Source organism: Chryseobacterium antibioticum (assembly GCF_012927325.1).
Taxonomy (GTDB): Bacteria; Bacteroidota; Bacteroidia; order Flavobacteriales; family Weeksellaceae; genus Chryseobacterium; species Chryseobacterium antibioticum.
On record NZ_JABBGI010000003.1, the window covers coordinates 102,622 to 121,347 of the forward strand.

At 38.9% G+C, this 18,726-nt stretch carries 16 protein-coding genes; 6 read left to right on the top strand and 10 right to left on the bottom strand.

The genetic code is table 11. The features are described from left to right. The first annotated feature begins 31 nt into the window (after positions 1 to 31). Positions 32 to 1,546 carry a GH3 auxin-responsive promoter family protein gene (locus HHL23_RS03260; RefSeq protein WP_169233388.1) on the top strand — a complete coding sequence of 505 codons (1,515 nt, stop codon included), beginning with the start codon at positions 32 to 34 and terminating at the stop codon, positions 1,544 to 1,546. A 184-nt stretch (positions 1,547 to 1,730) separates the two neighbouring features. Here the strand turns inward: HHL23_RS03260 and HHL23_RS03265 are convergent, their stop codons facing one another. From HHL23_RS03265 to HHL23_RS03310, 10 genes are all read right to left on the bottom strand, one after another. After that, the gene (locus HHL23_RS03265) at positions 1,731 to 2,111 is read right to left on the bottom strand and encodes a hypothetical protein (RefSeq protein WP_169233389.1); all 381 of its coding nucleotides are present in this window, start codon (positions 2,109 to 2,111) and stop codon (positions 1,731 to 1,733) included. Positions 2,112 to 2,150: 39 nt separating this feature from the next. Beyond that, the gene (locus tag HHL23_RS03270) at positions 2,151 to 2,513 is read right to left on the bottom strand and encodes a hypothetical protein (protein WP_169233390.1); all 363 of its coding nucleotides are present in this window, start codon (positions 2,511 to 2,513) and stop codon (positions 2,151 to 2,153) included. 4 nt (positions 2,514 to 2,517) lie between these two features. Next, positions 2,518 to 3,492: an endonuclease/exonuclease/phosphatase family protein gene (locus HHL23_RS03275; protein WP_169233391.1), complete on the bottom strand. Its 975-nt coding sequence runs from the start codon at positions 3,490 to 3,492 to the stop codon at positions 2,518 to 2,520. 78 nt (positions 3,493 to 3,570) lie between these two features. Next, on the bottom strand, positions 3,571 to 4,560 hold the full coding sequence (locus HHL23_RS03280) for an endonuclease/exonuclease/phosphatase family protein (RefSeq protein ID WP_169233392.1): 990 nt from the start codon (positions 4,558 to 4,560) through the stop codon (positions 3,571 to 3,573). Between the two features lie 7 nt (positions 4,561 to 4,567). After that, a complete protein-coding gene (locus HHL23_RS03285; protein ID WP_169233393.1) occupies positions 4,568 to 5,296 on the bottom strand; it encodes a rhomboid family intramembrane serine protease in 729 nt (242 codons plus the stop codon). Positions 5,297 to 5,298: 2 nt separating this feature from the next. Further along, positions 5,299 to 7,095 carry a DNA mismatch repair endonuclease MutL gene (mutL, locus tag HHL23_RS03290; protein WP_169233394.1) on the bottom strand — a complete coding sequence of 599 codons (1,797 nt, stop codon included), beginning with the start codon at positions 7,093 to 7,095 and terminating at the stop codon, positions 5,299 to 5,301. Positions 7,096 to 7,722: 627 nt separating this feature from the next. Further along, entirely contained in the window at positions 7,723 to 8,550 is an 828-nt protein-coding gene (locus tag HHL23_RS03295) for a YoaK family protein (RefSeq protein WP_169233395.1), read from the bottom strand. A gap of 33 nt (positions 8,551 to 8,583) precedes the next feature. Continuing rightward, a complete protein-coding gene (locus tag HHL23_RS03300; protein WP_169233396.1) occupies positions 8,584 to 9,078 on the bottom strand; it encodes a hypothetical protein in 495 nt (164 codons plus the stop codon). Positions 9,079 to 9,352: 274 nt separating this feature from the next. After that, on the bottom strand, positions 9,353 to 10,771 hold the full coding sequence (locus HHL23_RS03305) for a sensor histidine kinase (protein ID WP_169233397.1): 1,419 nt from the start codon (positions 10,769 to 10,771) through the stop codon (positions 9,353 to 9,355). Between the two features lie 3 nt (positions 10,772 to 10,774). Beyond that, positions 10,775 to 11,482, bottom strand: coding sequence for a response regulator transcription factor (locus tag HHL23_RS03310; protein WP_169233398.1), 708 nt, complete (start codon positions 11,480 to 11,482; stop codon positions 10,775 to 10,777). Positions 11,483 to 11,644: 162 nt separating this feature from the next. On the opposite strand from HHL23_RS03310, the gene HHL23_RS03315 reads away from it, so the two are divergent. The 5 genes from HHL23_RS03315 to HHL23_RS03335 all read left to right on the top strand — a co-directional run bounded on the left by HHL23_RS03315 (position 11,645) and on the right by HHL23_RS03335 (position 18,694). After that, a complete protein-coding gene (locus tag HHL23_RS03315; RefSeq protein ID WP_185194852.1) occupies positions 11,645 to 12,214 on the top strand; it encodes a helix-turn-helix domain-containing protein in 570 nt (189 codons plus the stop codon). A gap of 504 nt (positions 12,215 to 12,718) precedes the next feature. After that, the gene (locus tag HHL23_RS03320) at positions 12,719 to 15,544 is read left to right on the top strand and encodes a TonB-dependent receptor (RefSeq protein ID WP_169233399.1); all 2,826 of its coding nucleotides are present in this window, start codon (positions 12,719 to 12,721) and stop codon (positions 15,542 to 15,544) included. Positions 15,545 to 15,554: 10 nt separating this feature from the next. Beyond that, positions 15,555 to 16,862, top strand: coding sequence for a DUF5690 family protein (locus tag HHL23_RS03325; protein WP_169233400.1), 1,308 nt, complete (start codon positions 15,555 to 15,557; stop codon positions 16,860 to 16,862). Between the two features lie 2 nt (positions 16,863 to 16,864). After that, positions 16,865 to 18,019: a TIGR03364 family FAD-dependent oxidoreductase gene (locus HHL23_RS03330; protein ID WP_169233401.1), complete on the top strand. Its 1,155-nt coding sequence runs from the start codon at positions 16,865 to 16,867 to the stop codon at positions 18,017 to 18,019. 6 nt (positions 18,020 to 18,025) lie between these two features. Beyond that, positions 18,026 to 18,694 (top strand): HAD-IA family hydrolase, encoded by a 669-nt coding sequence (locus tag HHL23_RS03335; protein WP_169233402.1) that lies wholly within the window; start codon positions 18,026 to 18,028, stop codon positions 18,692 to 18,694. Positions 18,695 to 18,726 lie beyond the last annotated feature (32 nt).

Sequence of the window (18,726 nt, forward strand, 5' to 3'; positions counted from 1 at the left end):
TAAAAATCCAAATATTATTATATTTGTTGGAATGGCAACAAAGGCACTTTTCAATACGGTCGTCAACTGGTTTATCCGCCAAAGGATAGATCAGATTCAGAATTTCATGGACCATCCGATTGAAACTCAGAAAGGTATACTCTTTTCTCAGCTGTTTCATGCTGAGGATACTGAATACGGCAAAGCATATGGCTTCAATTCAATTTCAAGCTACCAGGACTTTAAAAACAAGGTTCCGATCGTTACGTATGAAGATTTTGAGCCTTTTATTGAAAGAGCAAGACAGGGACACAAAGACGTAAGCTGGCCCGGATACATCAAGCATTTTGCCAAATCATCCGGAACCACAAACGCTAAGAGCAAATTCATCCCTATTTCCACGGAAAGCCTGGAATACTGTCACATGAAGGCAGGAAAGGATATGGTTGCCATCTATGCCAATAACCATCCGGAAAACCAGTTATTCACCAATAAAAACCTGCGCTTGGGAGGCAGTTCTGAGCTCCACGCCGATTTCAACACCAAATTCGGGGATCTTTCTGCTATTTTAATTGATAATCTGCCTTTTTGGGTAGAGATCACCACAACACCAAGCAAAAAGGTTTCCCTGATGTCTGAATGGGAAAGCAAGCTCAAAGCCATCACCTCTGAAGTGAAAAATGAAGATGTAGGAAGTATCCTTGGTGTACCCAGCTGGATGATGGTTCTTCTTCAAAGAGTTTTAAAAGAAACCGGAAGCGGAAGTATTTCTGAGCTCTGGCCCAATTTAGAGGTCTTTTTTCACGGTGGAATCAGTTTCAAGCCCTACAAGGACCAGTACAGACAGATCATCGGCAAAAAGATCAATTACTATGAGATTTACAATGCTTCTGAAGGCTTTTTCGGGATCCAGGACAGATCGGACAGCGATGAAATGCTTCTGATGCTGGATTATGGTATTTTTTATGAGTTCATTCCCATGGATCAGTTTCACTTTTCCAATCCGAAAGTGGTGAGCCTCGAAGATGTTGAAATAGGAAAAAACTACGCAATGGTGATTACTACCAACGGCGGACTGTGGAGATACCTGATCGGTGATACTGTTATATTTACATCCATTAATCCTTTCAGAATAAAAATTACGGGAAGAACCAAGCATTATATCAATGCATTTGGGGAAGAACTGATGATCACCAATGTGGAATCTGCCCTTTCAAAAGCCTGCGAGGTGACCGGAGCAAGCATCACGGATTTTACAGGCGCTCCTATTTTCATGAAAGAGAACGAAGGCGGTGCCCACGAGTGGATTTTCGAATTCAGCCATCATCCGGATGATCTGGACCGTTTTACCGATGCTTTTGATCACCATTTAAAAACGATCAATTCAGACTACGAAGCTAAAAGATACAATAATCTGACGTTGAGAAGACCCATCGTTCATATTGCAAAACCAGATCTTTTCTACCAGTGGCTGGAATCCAAAGGAAAACTGGGCGGGCAGAATAAAGTCCCGAGACTGAGTAATGACCGGGAATACATAGATCCTTTGCTGGAGCTTAATAAGTAAGGCATACAGAAAGGAAGCCTGATACTGGAAGATGGAAGTTATTGAGGTCATAAAAACCAATATTCAGCTTTACAACTAGGGACAAATATAACTTCCCGCTCCCATCTTCTCTCATCCATCAAAAAATTAGCATAAAAAAACGCAATCAAAATTCTGATTGCGTTTTCTGTGTTTCAGTATTTCACTATTTCTTTAAATCCTCCTTCAATTTCTTGGCTCCCTCTTCCACTTTGGCAGCGCCTTTTGCAGCGGCATCTTTCACATCTTGTCCGACTTCTTTTGCTCCGGCTTTGATGTCTTTTCCTGCTTTATTAAGGTCTTCCTTCGTTTTCTGTGCGGCATTGTCTATTTTGTTTCCGGCTTCATCTACTTTGGATTTTACATCCTGTTTAGCCTTGTCTATTTTAGCCGTATCTACAATCGGAGAAGGTGTTTCTGAAACGGTTGTCGTCGTAGTGGTTACTGATCCGTCAGCACCTTCAACCTGCTCTGTTTTAGTGGTAGATTTTGTACACGATACAGCAAATAATGCTATGGCAGCTGCTGCTAAGATTTGTTTTTTCATATTTTATATTTTTAAAATGTTTTTTTATGTGAGTAAGCGTTACTTGGTCTTCGTTCCATTGGCCGGCGGAGTGTCAGAAACGGTCTGCTTCTTTTCTGCTTCCGTCTTTTTCTTTTCCTCTTCCAATTTCTTTTTGTTTTCTTTTTCCAGCTCTTCCTTCAGCTTTTGTTCTTCTTTTTGTAGTTTTTCAGCTTGTTTTATCGAATCCTGATATTTTTGCGAAGACATTCTGATCTGGCGGACAATATCTACTGATGTTGCTCCTGCTGAAAATGAGTCTACAGCTACCGTATCATAGTGGATTTTCATCTCCTGATATGCTGCAAAACCTGGCGTTTCTTTCTTTGAACAGGCCATCAACAACAGGGATACAATAAAAACCACAGACAGTAAATTTTTCATGGAACTAATTTAGTAGAAATTCTGCAATTACAGGATAATGATCCGATAATTTTACAGACTGATCTACCTTATAACTTAAAGGGATGATCGATTTTGAAGTGAATATATAATCAATTCTCAAGGGGACCTTATAGTCATGGAAACTTGTAGAAGATCCATTTCCTACTGTCAGGAAGGCATCCTGCAGATCTTTTCCCAGATTATAATATTCGTAGGAATTAGGCACAGAATTAAAGTCACCCGCCAGAATCACCGGATAAGGTGAAAAATCAATTACTTTTCTGATCTTTCTGATCTGATCTTCATGGGCCTGAAAAGTAGGTGTCATATGGGAAATAAGGTTAGCAATTTTACCTCCTTCTTTTGCAAAGCCATCAAATTTAAGCATTGATTTATGCAGTCTGAAAGGCTCCAGATATACATTGACTACTCTTATGATCTTTCCATTGATATCTACATCGGCATAGAAAGAGTTGCCCCTTGCTTTATCTTCAATCAGCTGTTCTTGTCTTAAAATCTTATGTTTTGTCTTCAGAATGACTGAAGGATATTTTACCATATCCTTGCTTATCGCTCTGTTGGTATCTTTTTCCTGAACCAAAATAATATCGGCATCTTGGTCCTGGATGTATTTTTTCACCTTTTCCCAGCCGAAATCTCCGTATTTTACATTAAACGTAAGAACTTTGATATCTCTTATCGATTTTAAACTTTCTGTTTTTGGGGAAAAATTGACCCATCGTCTTACCGGGTTGTAAAAAAGAAGCAGCCCAAAAGCAAAAGCAATGGCTATTTTCTTTCTTTTAAGGGCCCAAACCATCGTTAAAAGAAAATATACTATGATCAGATAGGGAAAGCCTAGGGAAAGAAGATTCAGAGAGCCCATAAAATTAGGCGGAATCCACGCATTCCCCAATGTGCACAACAGCAACACGGCAACAACAATATGAACAAATAGTAATAACTGGCTCGGCTTCATGAAATAACAATCTAGGTACGACTTTCTCTTCATCAAAAACCCTACCAAGCACTAAAGCTTTAACTAATTTTATGATTATTAGTGATTTAGTGAAAATGTTGCCACCACAGGATAATGATCTGAAAGCTTTACAGTTCGGTCTACTTTATAGCTCACCGGCTGTATGGTTTTTGATGTAAAAATATAGTCGATCCTGATCGGGAATTTATAGTCGTGGAAACTGGTAGCACTTCCTTTTCCCGCTTTTACAAAGGCGTCTTCCAGCCCATCAGCTAAATGGTAATACTCGTAAGAATTGGGAACAGAATTAAGATCTCCTGCAATAATGACGGGATAAGGAGAAGTTTCAATGGCTTCTTTGATGGTACCTACCTGATCCTGATGCTTTTTAAAAACAGGAATAAGTCTTTTAACAATATTTTTCAATTTTTGCTCGTCCTCTTCTTTCACCCCATCTAATTTAACCATTCCTTTTTCGAATTTAAAAGGCTCCAGATAGATATTGATGAAACGGTATATTTTTCCTTTAATTTCAATATCTGTTTGAGAAGCATATGCATTATTAGTCTCTAAATCACTCTTGATCAACTCTTTAGATTCTATCAGTTTATGTTTTGAAAAGACTTTTAAGACTCCGTTCTCACCACTTTTTTCCATCCCTTTCACCGAAACCTTACTTCCGGATTCCTGTAACAGAACAACATCAGCATCGGCACTGTTCAGGTATTTTTCAATGTCTGTGGCTCCCAACAAACCTGCCTTGACATTAAAAGAAATGATTTTCAGATCGGCAGTTTCTTTTTTATCAGAAGAAAAACTCACCCATCTTTGTACAGGATTCATAAAGATAAGGCCCGCCAGCATAAACGCAAAAGTTCTCTTTTTCCAGCTGAAAAGCCAAAAAAGCGTAAATACAGCATATATAATAATAAAGATAGGAAACCCTAAAGAAAGCAGATTGAACCACGGAAATATTTTAGGTGGAACATAGGCATTCATTAAAGTACCGAGCAGCAGGAACAAAATACCCACATGCAGGATCAGTATGATAAGACGGAAAACTTTCACAGAATTTTTAATTGAATCTATACAGATGTTTTTTCCATATCCTTGCAAGAATCCAGCCAACTAATGCCCCTCCAACGTGAGCCAGGTGAGCAATACCACCTCCGTTACCGGAAACGCCCAGATAGACAGAAACTACAATGACGATAGGCATCAGATATTTTACCTTTATGGGAACCGGGATAAACATCATCATAATTTTGGAATCGGGATAAAGGGTAGCAAAGGCTGCCACAACTCCGAAGATAGCTCCCGAAGCACCTACCATAGGTGTTGCTACAATCCCTTTAAAACTCTCCAACAACTCTTTTTGCTTAAGAACGGATGCTGCATCTCCACTAAAACCTACGCTTGCTCCGGATAGATAGGCATTGACATTGAACCCAAGCTGCTGCAATTCATTTGTAAGCTGCTGGGCTTCAACAAAATTCCATAAATTAAAAAGGAAGAAAGCTCCCAATCCGCTTAGGAAGTAAAGGATCAGATACTTTTTCTCACCCAAAGCCTGCTCCAGGATAGGTCCGAAACTGTACAATGTCAGCATATTAAACAGAATATGCATAATGCTTCCATGCATAAACATGTGCGTAATGATCTGCCATGAATGGAAAAACGGAGAAAAAGGGTAAAATCCGGCAAGATAACCGATTACCTGATTTCCAAGAAAGTAAGTCCCAATGAATACGATGACATTGATAATGATAATATTCCTGGTGATGGGCGGTATATTGTTAAACATTTTTAAAACTTGTTTTTAAAATCATTAAACGGAACTTCATAAAAACATCTTTTGCCATCCGGTAAAAATTCCGGGAAGCCTAAAGCTGTAAAATCTTTGATGACCTGTTCCGCATCTTTTTTATAGATAAAATCAAACCTCGATTTCGAATGCATTTTGCTCCACTGGTTCAGATAATACTGCATAAATTCCTCTTCGCTCTTATATTCCAGGATCTCAAAAAGGTTTTCCAGGAACTTCATAGCCTGGGTTTCTTTCAGTCCCTCAGGCAACGCATCTATTCTCAGCACGCTTTCATGTGCAATTTTCATGTCAAACCCGAGTTCCGGAAGAAATTTTTTGAAAGAATTGTATTTATTCTTCTCTATTTCGTTCATATGATACTCCAGGGAAAACAGAAGAGAATGGCTGTTTGGGTTGATATTGAGATTGCTTTTCCTTGACGTTTTGTTATTTTCAGCAACAACCAGTCTGTGCATTCTTCCCAAATCCAGCATCAGGGTTACGTCTCCTTTATTGAAAAGCCAGTACCCGTTCGGCAACCTCATCAGGTCTTCATCGAAATCTTCGTCTTCAAATAAATTGATCTTCGACGGTTCTGCGGTGATATTCTGGTGGTACATTTCCGTAAGATTCTGAATCTCTTCCGGACGTACATTCCTTTCTTCAATAAATGGATTGTAGTCTTTGTCCACAATAATTTCAGGCATCTTGATCATCCCGCCGCCACCGTTTCCTTTGCTTGGAAAAGGCTTATTCATCATCGCATCCATTTCCGGATCTTTATCAAAATCAAGACTCGGGGAAACGTTATAAATTCCCAGAGATCTTTTAATGGTGGAACGAAGCAGGGCAAAGATCAGGTGTTCGTCTTCAAACTTCACCTCTGTCTTTTGAGGATGGATATTCACATCTATTTTTTCCGGATCCATTTCCAGATAGAGGAAAAATGTAGGAACATAGCCCGGCTGAAGCAGCCCCTCAAAAGCTTCCTGAACTGCTTTATTAAAATATGGGCTTCTGAAATACCTTCCGTTGACGAAAAGAAACTGCTCTCCTCTCGATTTTTTAGCGCCTTCAGGTTTAGCCACAAATCCATGAAGCTTACACCAGATAATATCTTCTTTGATAGGAATCAGCTGCGGCTGCAGTTTGCGTCCGAAGACATCTACAATACGCTGCATCTGGCTTCCTTTTCTCAGTCTGAAAACGGCTTCATCATCATGAAACAGAGAAAACTCCAGGTTTTCATGCGCTAATGCCACACGCTGGAATTCATCAATGACATGTCTGAATTCAACATTATTATTTTTAAGGAATTTTCTTCTGGCCGGAACATTGTAAAAAAGGTTCTTCACCAGGAAATTAGATCCGTCTACGGTCTGTATCGGGTCCTGAAACTGAAAGACTCCGCCTTCAATGTAGATATTGGTTCCGATCTTGGCATCATTCTGCTTTGTTCGCAGTTCAACCTGTGAAACCGCAGCAATAGAAGCCAAAGCTTCCCCCCTGAATCCTTTGGTCGAGATCTTAAAAATATCTTCCGTTCCTTTGATCTTTGACGTAGCATGTCTTTCAAACGCCATTCTGGCATCGGTCTCAGACATTCCTTTACCATCGTCTACCACCTGAATCAGGTTTTTTCCGGCATCCCTGATAATCAATTCTATCTTGGACGCTTCGGCATCAATCGCATTTTCCAAAAGTTCTTTCACAATGGACGCAGGTCTCTGCACCACTTCCCCTGCCGCAATTTGGTTAGCTACATGATCCGGTAAAAGCTGAATAATATCTGACATAAAACGTGTAATCAACTTACAAAAATAGTCAATGGAAACGGGAATTAAAACAATAAACCCGTGAATTAAAATTTAATTATCAACATTTTAATCACAATTTGCCGTCCAGTTCTATTTTTATCCCTGACAAAGGAAAAAAACATTGAAAAGGGACTGATGCTTCTTTGACGCAAAGTTTAATGATGAATTGCTTTAATTTTCAGTTGGCAAAGAGATGTAGCTACGCCACTGACTAAGCTGCTGGATAACACGTACGCTTAGTCGAATCAATGAAATTGATTCCTTCTTTGCAGGCTTAAAAGCTAAAAGGCTTTATTATCAATCTTTGCGTTTAAATATGTTTGTTTTTTAACGCAAAGATTAAAGGTGACATGCCCGAAGTTTAAGCTGAGCAAAGAGATGTGGCTTCGCCACTGAATAAGCCACTGAATAATACATCTGTCTGGTTGATTCAAACTTTACAGGCTTAAATATGAACAGGTTTAAGTCAACCTTTGTGTTAAATGATAACATATTTAAAATTTTGTGTTTTAATAAACAAAAAACACCCCTTTTCTACCATCGAAAAGGGATGTCTCACAGCTAGTTTACACAAAAATAATACTGATATTTATTTTATTTCTTCGCTTATTCATCAAAGACAAGCCTTCTTTTTTCTTTTCTTTTTGGAATTCCATGGACCTTGTCATACAAATAGGCCAACACAGTGGGCTTTTTATAAATCCTGCTGTAGCGATATTTGGTATTAAAGTGTCTCATATGAATTTTATAGGCATCATAACCGATGACAATTAAAAGACAAAGGCTGATCACATAAAATACCCTGAACTCAAGATAATAATAAGTAAGTCCCGAGAACACCGCTCCTAAAACATAGGCCGCCATAATACTCGTCAGCAGCTTAGCTCTTGCAATCAGTTCGCCACTCTTTCTGTATTTCTTTTTCGTAAACATCGAAAGCAGAATTCCAAGGTCGGTAGTGGTACCTGTAAGGTGGGTAGTTTTCACCGAGAAATTGGAGATACTTGCGGTAAGACCATTCTGAAGGCCGGTTGCAAAAAGCATCAGCGCTACCAGATATTCTGTTTCTTCCAGTGTTTTCTGATAATAAAACTGTCCATATATCCCGACAAACAATAAACATATGATTTCCAGCACAATTGGCATGGAGTGGGCAAAATACTTACTCTTTTTATTGAAGTTGATGACAATAAAGTTAGACAGAAAGCTTCCGAAGAAGAACAGGAAAATCCAGGCTCCTACTACGGCCACCTGCGTCCAGTTTCCTTTACTGATTTCCGCCGCCAATATGGCATAATGTCCTGTTACGTTGGACGTAAAAGAGAGAAATATTAGCAGGGAGGCAATATTTATAGTACCTGCAGTGAATGCAGTCAGCGTCCCCAATCTGATATTGTCTCCCAACGTTCGGCTGTTACTATAATTTCTTAACATTTTTTTATTTTTTAGTATTGTGTTTATTAATTTCTAGACCTCTACAAAGATCTCGGCCAGTCTTCCTCTTTCCGGAAGTCTCTCAGGCATTTCCACTTTGATTTCCTGAACTTCCAGATCTTTGCATTTTTTGATATAAGGCGCAATATCAAATTTTCCTTTGCTCTTACTCTTGATAGATGGAGAATAATAAGCTTCCTCAATATTCTCTGCTTTCACATAATTATTGAAAGTTCTCTGAAAACTTCCGGTGAAAATATCGCAGATGATCTTATGGACTAATTGAGGATATTTATTCTTAATGATCCCGTAGGCATCACAGAACTCCTGAGGTCTGATCTTATTGAAAACCGTGTTTTTTGTATTGAACAGAAGATCTCTGATGGAATCTCCGGCCTCGTATCCTGAAACCAAAAGAACATTATACTGATTAGGGTCTTCCGAAGCCTCCTTCTCTTTCAGTACTTTTTTTAATATATTCAGTGACTCAAGAGAGTAATCCGTGGCGATTAAAATGGTTTTGGTCATATCTTTTAGATTTAGGTTTGTGTTATCGTATTTTGATACTACAAAACTAAAGCGGCAAGATTAGAAGCCCTTTGGAATGGTATTAAAATGTGATTAAAGAGATTAGAATGAGATTAGAATATTGTTAACAGCCGTTAATATAAAGAAATGATATAAACCTCAATCCATGACAAAAACGGCCTGAACGGCAAGTTCAGCCTTTATTATTCAGCCCTAACCTCTCGGTTTTTTATAGATCAATGAATATTGGGACGGCCTCGACCTTAGCCTTAAGCTAAACCCTTGTTTTCTCTACCCTTTCCGGTCTCGCAGTATAGAAGTTAGGAAAACGCATCTGTACCGTGGTTCCCTGGTTTTCGTAGGAACTTACGATCAGTTCACCGTGGTGCATTCTTACGATGTTTCTTGCCAGCGGAAGTCCGATTCCGTAGCCTTCATAGTTTTTGGTATTGGAAGCTCTGAAGAATGGGTCGTAGATTTTGTTCATCTCTACTTCAGGAATCCCGATCCCGAAATCTTTTATAATAATATAGACATCTGTATCTGTGGCACCCAGCGAAACTTTCACCTGCTGGAAATTAGAATATTTACAGCCATTGCTGATGATATTGGCCACGGCAAGATGCAGCAACTGTTCATTACCCTGAACTTTGAGTTTTTTAGGATTCTCAGGCAGCATACTGATATCCAGATAGATATTATTTCTTGAATCGATTTTCCTGAGCGTTTCGATCACATCCCAAAGCAGCTGATCGATTCTTACCTTATCCATTTTTTGGATTTTACCATCAAACCCGGTCTCAGCGATCATCAGTAAGGCTTTGATCTTTTTATCCAGCTTTTCAGCTTCGTCCAGGATTATTTGTAATGTATCTTTATATTCTTCTGCTGTTCTGTTGATGGAAAGTGCTACGTCAGCTTCGCCCATGATGGATGTCAAAGGCGTTCTCAATTCATGGGAGACATTTCCGATCAGATGATTCTGGGTTTCAAATGAAGTTTCGATACGGTTCAGCATTCCGTTGAAAGTATCTACCAGCTCATTCAGTTCTTTATTGTCCGGCTGAGCTTCCAGTCTCAGGTGCAGGTTTTCTGAACTGATCTCCTTTACTTTGCCCGTAATCTTTAGTATGGGTCTGAATAAAGTTTTAGACAGATAAAAAGAAAAGATCATACTGAAAAACAGGGAAAGTACGATACAGGTGATCAGCGTTCTCTTTAAAAATCCCAGATAATAGATCACATAATGATTCTTGGCAGAAGCAATAGCAATGTATTCTTTATCATCATATTTAAAGGTCTGGCCGATATAGTAGAATTCTTTATCATTATAGTTAGCCTCTCCCTTTCTGACGATACTTTTAAAAAAATAATCAGGGATATGGACTTCCTGTGAAATCTTTTTAAAGTTGGAATCTGCAGGAACCGCAAAAACATAATCTTTTTCCATGGGAAGTTCCTCATCATTCAGACTGTTGAGGATATAGTTTTCAGGAAGATCGAGATGATCTTTGCTTTTCTCAATCTGAACAATCGTCGTGGTACGTATTTTAAGCAGTTCATAAAACCTCTGATGCGAAAAGTTGACAATCGAAAAATAAACCAACCCACTGAAAAGCAGAATGATGGCCGTAAACACCAACATTAAAAGCACCATCGTTTTGGTCTGATTTGTGACAACTTTATTAAACATTCATTAAGCTTTTTTCAGTACATATCCCATCCCTATCACGGTATGAATCAACTTATTATCATCCTGGCTGTCCAGCTTTTTTCGTAAATAATTCACGTAAACATCGACTACGTTGGTTCCCAGCTCGTAATTGACACCCCAAACAGCATCCAGAATTTCGGCTCTGGAAATTACTTTTTCGGGATTATTCAAGAAATACAGCAGAAGCTTATATTCTGTGGAAGTCAGTGAAATTTCATCACCGTTACGGGTTACTTTCTTTGTGTAATCATTAACGATCAGGTCAGAAAACTGAAATACATGCTCATTATCCGGTTCCGGTTCAGTAAGTTCCTGAGGACTTATTCCGTTACTTCTTCTCAGCAGAGATTTTACTCTTGCTACCAGTTCGATAAATTTAAAAGGTTTTACAAGATAATCATCTCCTCCGCTTTCCAGCCCCAGCACAATATTTTCAGAAGTACCCAAGGCGGTCAAAAACAGAATCGGAACATGCTGGTTGGTTTTCCGGATCTCTTTGCAGACATCCAGGCCATTCATTTCCGGCAGCATAATATCCAAAATCACGAGATCGAAATCATTCGCCTGTACAAGCTGTACGCCTGTACGACCGTCAAAAGCAACGGAAATTTCGTACCCGCTTTCCTGAAGTCCTTTCTTTATAAAAGATACAACGCTGGTTTCGTCTTCGATGAGGATAATCTTTTTCATTGAAATAAGGAATTTTACAAAAATAGGGAAAAAGAGCGAATCGCCTCAATAACAATTTTCAATGAATTGATTCCGGACTTTACAAAAGCTATATAGAATAATACTAACTTTGCTTTTCATCTATCATGACGAAAAATAATTGAAGGTTAAATTGCAAACACTATGAATGATTTTTTAATAGGTATCGGTAAGAGACTGAAGGATATCAGAAAAAAGAATAATTTAACCATTAATGAACTGGCTTCCAAAGCCAATGTAAGCAACGGCCTTGTTTCCCGGATTGAGAATGGAAGAACCATTCCTTCACTTCCTGTGCTGCTGGATATGATCCAGTCCCTGGAGATTGATGCCAGCTATTTCTTTGAAGGCGTTGAGAAAAAATCCAGCGCCAAATTCATTTATCTTCCCAAAGACAACCAACAGGTCATTGAAAAAGAAGTGGAAGCAGAAGGGTTTAAGTATATGCATATTTTCAGCAAAAGCCTTCATTCTTTAGGTTTTGAAGCGGTATTACTGACCATTGAGCCGAATTCCAAAAGGGAAAAAGTGATTACGGATGCCTGGGAATTCAAATACATTCTGAAAGGCGAAGTAAAATACCTCATCGATAACGAAGAAATCATCTTAAAGGAAGGTGATTCTCTTTATTTTAACGGAAAATTTCCACACGTTCCCGTAAGCATCAGCTATGAAAGCTGTATTATGCTTGTTCTTTACTTTTATACGGCATAGTAATGAGTATTTTACAAATTCCTATATAATACTGCCTATTTTAAAACGCAAAGTTTTACATTTAAGGATACCTTATTTTTAAACAATAACGGTCAGGGAATCTGGACCTTCTTAGGTTCTTGCAGTCATGTTAACCATGTCAAGGTTTTGAACCTTGACATGGTTAAATAATTCTTCTTTTTCTTATTTATTCGAGCAAAAAATTTACTATTTGTAAACTTTTTGATTTTCTGTTTACCTCTAAAATTAACGTTATGTTAACTCGCAGGACAATCTCCGTCTAAAATTCTCATTTAGGAAACATTTCATCCATTAAAGCAAAACACCTTATAATAAAGGGATTTAAAAACTATTTATCATTTTATATACTATTTTCCAAAAGGTAAATAAAGTAAAATATAAGTAACAAATTCCCCTTATTTGTTAAACAATACTTAATACAAAATATTTATATATATTAAAATTATTAGCTTGATTTGCAGTGAAAATTTAATATATGTAAAAATGAGGACCCAATTAGAGAAATTACTTACCCTTGCTTTTGTCTGTTTCCTATTCTTTGTGTCAGCCCAGAAGCAATTAATCATAGGAACTGTTTTTGACGACAGCCAACCTCTTCCCGGCGCGTCAGTCAAAATAAAAGGTTTATCAAAAAATACCGCTACAGATATTGATGGAAAATTCACGGTGAATGATATCAAAGAAGGGAAATACAATCTGCAGATAAGCTATATCGGTTACGAAACAGCAGACATCAATGTAGAGGTGAAATCCGGAGAAACGGTAGACTTAGGTTCTATCAAATTATCCCAGCAGAGAAAGAACATCGACGAAGTTGTGGTGACCGGAACTTTGAAAAACACGGAAGCAAGAGCCTTAAACCTTCAGAAAAATGCGGTGAATATTACCAATGTCATTGCCTCAGACGGAATCGGAAAGCTTCCGGACAGAAATGCAGCAGAAACCGTTCAGCGTGTTCAGGGCGTTTCCATCGAGAGAGACCAGGGCGAAGGAAGATTTGTTTCCTTAAGAGGACTTCCCCCGTTTTGGGCATCAACGACCATCAACGGAAACAGATTGCCAACTGCAGAGGAAGAAACAACTTCAAGAGCGACAGCATTCGACTTTTTCCCAACCGAACTGATCTCCTATGTTCATGTAAACAAGTCGTTTACCCCTGATATGGAAGCAGACGGAATCGGAGGCGGTGTTAATTTCATCACGAAAACACCACCGATGAAAACAGAGTTCAAAGCGACTTTGGGAAGCGGCTACAATGCAAAAGCTGATAAAGGGGTTTACAATCTTGGACTTCTTTACGGAGGCAGAACGAAGGATAAAAAATTCGGATACTTATTTAATGTGGCCCACTTTATCAGAAACTGGTCTACAGACAATTTTGAGGCGAGAAGAAGTGGTGACGAAGGCGTTTTCAGAATGGAACTCCGCGATTATAACGGAGTACGAAAAACAACGGGCGTGAATGCAGCTTTTGAATACGTCCTTTCTCCAAAAAACACATTCTATCTAAAAGGAATGTACGGAACACTTTCAGATGATGAAACGCATTACAAGCACAGAATCAGGTTTGATAAATTCAGCTCTGCGAATAATACCGCAAGAGTGGAACTTCAGAACATCCACAACTTACTGATCACAGAACTTACTTCTGTATCCTTAGGTGGAGTTCATACTTTAAATAAAGGAAAAATCGATTGGGATCTATCCTATTATGACAACCGTTTCAAATACGGAAACATTCCTGACAAGCAAAACAATTCCTATTATGTCATTAAATACACGCAATCCGGAGTAGGCATTAACCCTGATTATATTTCCAACCACGGAAGTGGTCCGAGAGCTTACTGGAAAGCAGATGGCGGAAAATTAGACTATAAAAATCCTGATGCTTTATTTGGTTTCTACAACGATCCCGGCTTCAAGATGGACGCCTCGCAAATGAAATTTACAGACCTTGAATTTTATAAAGTTTTTGTTGAGGAAAAAGACAAGATCGTAGCGGCTTTCAATCATGAGATCAATGCATCGGATAAACTGACTTTAAAATACGGATTCAAATACAGAGACAAAGAAAGAAATGCCAGATTCTCGGATATTTTCTATAACTGGAACGGCGGAACAACTCCTCTTCTGTCTGATTATGCTCCCTACATCACCACACAGGCAAACGGCCCAAAATATTTAAGTGAAATGAATACTCACATTGGAAACACTTTCGGACCGGTACTTTCTACAACAGGCATGGATCAGTTCTGGATCCAGAATCAAGGAAATTTAAAGATTAATCATACTGATTCTGAAGCATTGGAATACAACAAAGCATTGGGAAGAAACTTTGATGTTTTTGAGAAACATGCGGATGCTTACGGAATGGGAACGTATAAATTGAGTGACAAGATCACCATTTTAGGGGGAATCAGATTATCCAATACGCATACAAAAGTACAGGGCTATAATGTAGTTGAGGATGTTCTGACACCGGTTGAACATACCAAAAACTATCTGGCAGTTCTTCCGATGCTTCACATCAAATATGCTCTGAACGAGAAAACCAATCTTCGTTTTGCAGCAACCAGAACCTTTTCAAGACCGAACTTCGGGGATATCACACCAGGCGGAACGTACAGCGAAGCAGACAACGAATTCAAAGGGGGAAATCCAAACCTTAATCCAACCTATTCCTTAAACTTTGACCTGATGGGTGAATACTATTTCTCCAATGTCGGGATCGTAAGCGGTGGTGTTTTCTATAAATCCATCACAGATCCTATTTTCCAGGATTCTTTCATCGGAAACTACAACGGAATAACAGGTGTACAGTTTACAGCACCCAATAACGGAAATGCAGCATGGTTAGGTGGCGTTGAACTGGGAATCAACAGAAGATTCGACTTTTTACCAGGGTTTCTTCAGTATTTCGGAACACAGCTGAATGCGACGTTCATGACTTCGGAAATGGAAAAACCAAGCGGAAGACAGGTCGCTCTTCCGTATCAGGCTAAACAGCTGTATAACGTACAGGTATTCTTTGAGAAAAAAGGATTCAATGCAAGACTGGCCTACAACTACAAAGGAAAGTATGCTGTAGAATATTCTGAAGATGACATCAATGATTCATACTACGGAAAATACAGCAGCTTGGATTTCGGAGGATCATACCAGTTCACGAAACATATTATGCTGTATGCAGATGTCAACAACATCCTGAACAAACCGCTGATTTATCATTTCGGAAAGAATGAAGACCGTCCTGAGCAGGTAGAATATTACGGAGTAAGATGTAATCTGGGAATAAAACTGAACTTCTAAACCATCCATAATGGCTCAAAGTATCAATAAAAAAACATTAGTAACACTGAAGGCTGCCTTGGCCGCTTTCGGGGTCTACTTCTGCATGTACGGATTCAGAAAACCCTTTACGGTAGCCTCTTTTGAAGGGCTCACCTATTTCGGGGTTGACTATAAAATTCTGATCATCATTGCGCAGGCTGTCGGTTATTTTATTTCAAAATTCATCGGCATTAAATTTATTTCAGAGCTGAAACCGAAGAATAGAATAGCTTACTTATTGACATTCATCGGAGTGGCAGAACTGGCCTTGCTGGGTTTTGCATTGGTTCCCGCCCCCTACAATATCGTTTTTATGTTCATCAACGGTATTCCGCTGGGAATGATCTGGGGAATCGTATTTTCCTATATTGAAGGCCGGAAAACAACAGAAATCATCGGACTTTTCCTGTGTTCAAGCTTTGTGATTTCCTCGGGATTTACAAAATCTACAGGGAAATTTTTAATGGATACTTTCCCTGTTTCCGAATTCTGGATGCCATTTTGCACAGGATTGATTTTCATCATTCCACTTATTATTTTTGCGTTCCTTTTAAATAGGATTCCTAAGCCTTCAGAAGAAGATATCCTGCTAAAAAACAAAAGACAACCCTTACTTCGTGCAGAAAGAAAAAAGCTGATCCGTCAGTTTTTCATTCCCATTGTGTGTATTATTTTTCTGTATATCTGTTTAACGGTTTTAAGAGATTTCAGAGATAATTTCAACCGCGAGATCTGGGACGGGCTGCATTTTACTTTTAACAGCTCCATTTTCACCCTAACAGAAATTCCAATAGCAGTAATGGTGCTTTTAATTTTAAGCTTTATGGTTAAGGTGAAAAACAATAAAAAAGCCTTTGCGTATTACCACTACATCCTTTTTGCAGGCATTCTTACAGTCGGATTGTCAACGTATTTATTTCAGAACGGCTCTTTATCCCCTTTTTTATGGATGGTCATCTCCGGTTTTGGAATGTACATCTGCTATATTCCCTTCAACGGAATTTATTTTGACCGGATGATTGCAGCCTTTGACATCAAGGGAAATGTAGGGTTTCTGATCTATACCGTAGACTCTTTCGGTTACCTGGGAAGTGTTCTTATCCTGCTGTACAAAAACTTCGGTTCTGCACAGACTTCGTGGCTTAGTTTTTATATTCATCTGAATTATATCATTACAGCCGCCGTTTTTATTCTTTCGGTCACTGCTTTTTTAGCTTTCAAAAAAAAGGCAAAACCGAACTCAAACTCTAATCAATTCATCAATTTCGATCCGTCGAAATTTTATAAATTAAAATAACAATGACAGCAAAATTTGATTTAATCGTTGTGGGAGGCGGAATTCTGGGAACATTCCACGCCTATCATGCCCTAAAGAAAGGTCTGAAGGTCGCTTTACTGGAAAGAAACTCTGTTCCCCAGGGCGCAACGGCGAGAAATTTCGGACAGGTAGTTCCCTCCGGAATGGATCTTACATGGCAGAACTACGGAAGAGAAAGTCTGGCCATCTATAACGAACTTCATACCCAGGCAGATCTTACCATCAGAAAAAACGGTTCAGTATATATCGCTTCGAATGATGAAGAAATTCAGCTTATTGAAGAACTGTATGAGATTAACAGAAATAATGGGTATGAATCTGTTCTGTTATCCAAGAATGACTGCATCAAGAAATTTGATGGCCTCCGCTCGGATTACTGTAAAGGAGGACTCTTTTTCCCGCAGGAACTTTCGGTAGACTCTGCAGACATGATCGTCAAGCTTCATAAGCTGTTGCAGGAAAAACTGGGACTTCAAATCTTTTACAATACCACCATTATTGAAACGGGTGAAAACGGTCAGAACTGTTCCGCCATAAGTGCAGATGGAACGGAATTTACGGCTTCAAAGATCATCATTTGTGGTGGACATGAGTTCAAAACATTATACCCTAAAGTATTTGATGAAAGCGATTTAGAAGTGAGTAAACTGCAGATGCTGCAGACGAAACCTCAGGGTATTTATTCGCTGCCGGGGAATATTTTGACAGGTCTTTCCATCAGAAGGTATGAATCGTTCAGTGAATGTGCTTCCTTTCAGAAAATTAAGGAATCGGAAGACCCGAAATCTTTTGAAAAAAAGTATGGGGTTCATATTCTATTTAAACAGGCGCTTGACGGATCTATCATTCTGGGAGACTCCCACGAATATGCCGATGCTAAAAATGCCGATGATCTCGGGTACGATCTGAACATGGAAATCGACGAATTCATGATCCACGAAGCCAAAAAAATTATAGATCTTCCTACCTATGAAATTCAGAGAAGATGGTTCGGGATCTATTCCCAGTGCAAAACAAAAGATATTTTCGAACACAATCCTTCCCCGAATATCCACATCGTAACAGGAAGCGGAGGAAAAGGAATGACGGGAAGCGGAGGCTTTTCAAAATTTAATATAGATAAAATCTACGCATAAATTTCAATGAAAAATATAGAATTACTGGTTCTGGATATGGCCGGAACAACGATTGACGAAGACAATGTAGTGTACAAAACCTTAACGCAGGCTGTGAATAATCATGGCTATCATGTGACTTTAGAAAAGGTGCTTTCAAGCTGTGCCGGAATGGAAAAACTGGAAGCCATCACCAGTTTGCTGAAAGAGATCCATGGAAATGAAGAAGATGCTTCTGTTATTTTCCAAAACTTTTCTGAACAATTAAAAGAAGCCTATCAAAAACTGGAAGTAAAACCGATCAATGGTACGGAAGCTTTTCTTTTAAAAATGAAAGCTCAAAATAAAAAAGTCGTTCTGAATACAGGCTACACTTTCGAGATCGCACAGCAGCTTTTAGATAAATTACAGTGGAAGGAAAATATCCATTTCGATGCCCTGATAACAGCCGATGATGTTTCTGAAAGCCGTCCAAGTCCTGATATGATCAACCTTGCGATGAAAAAGTTCAATATCCTTGAGGCCAGCAAAGTTTTAAAAGCGGGTGATTCTGTGATTGATATTGAAGAAGGGAAGAATGCAGGCTGCGGACTTACCATTGCCGTCCTTTCCGGAGCGCAAAACAGAGCGGAACTGGAAAAGGCCAATCCTGACTATATTTTTAATACAATTTCTGAGGCTGAAGATCTACTTTAAACTCTTCTTTCAAATCATACTTACTTTTTTCA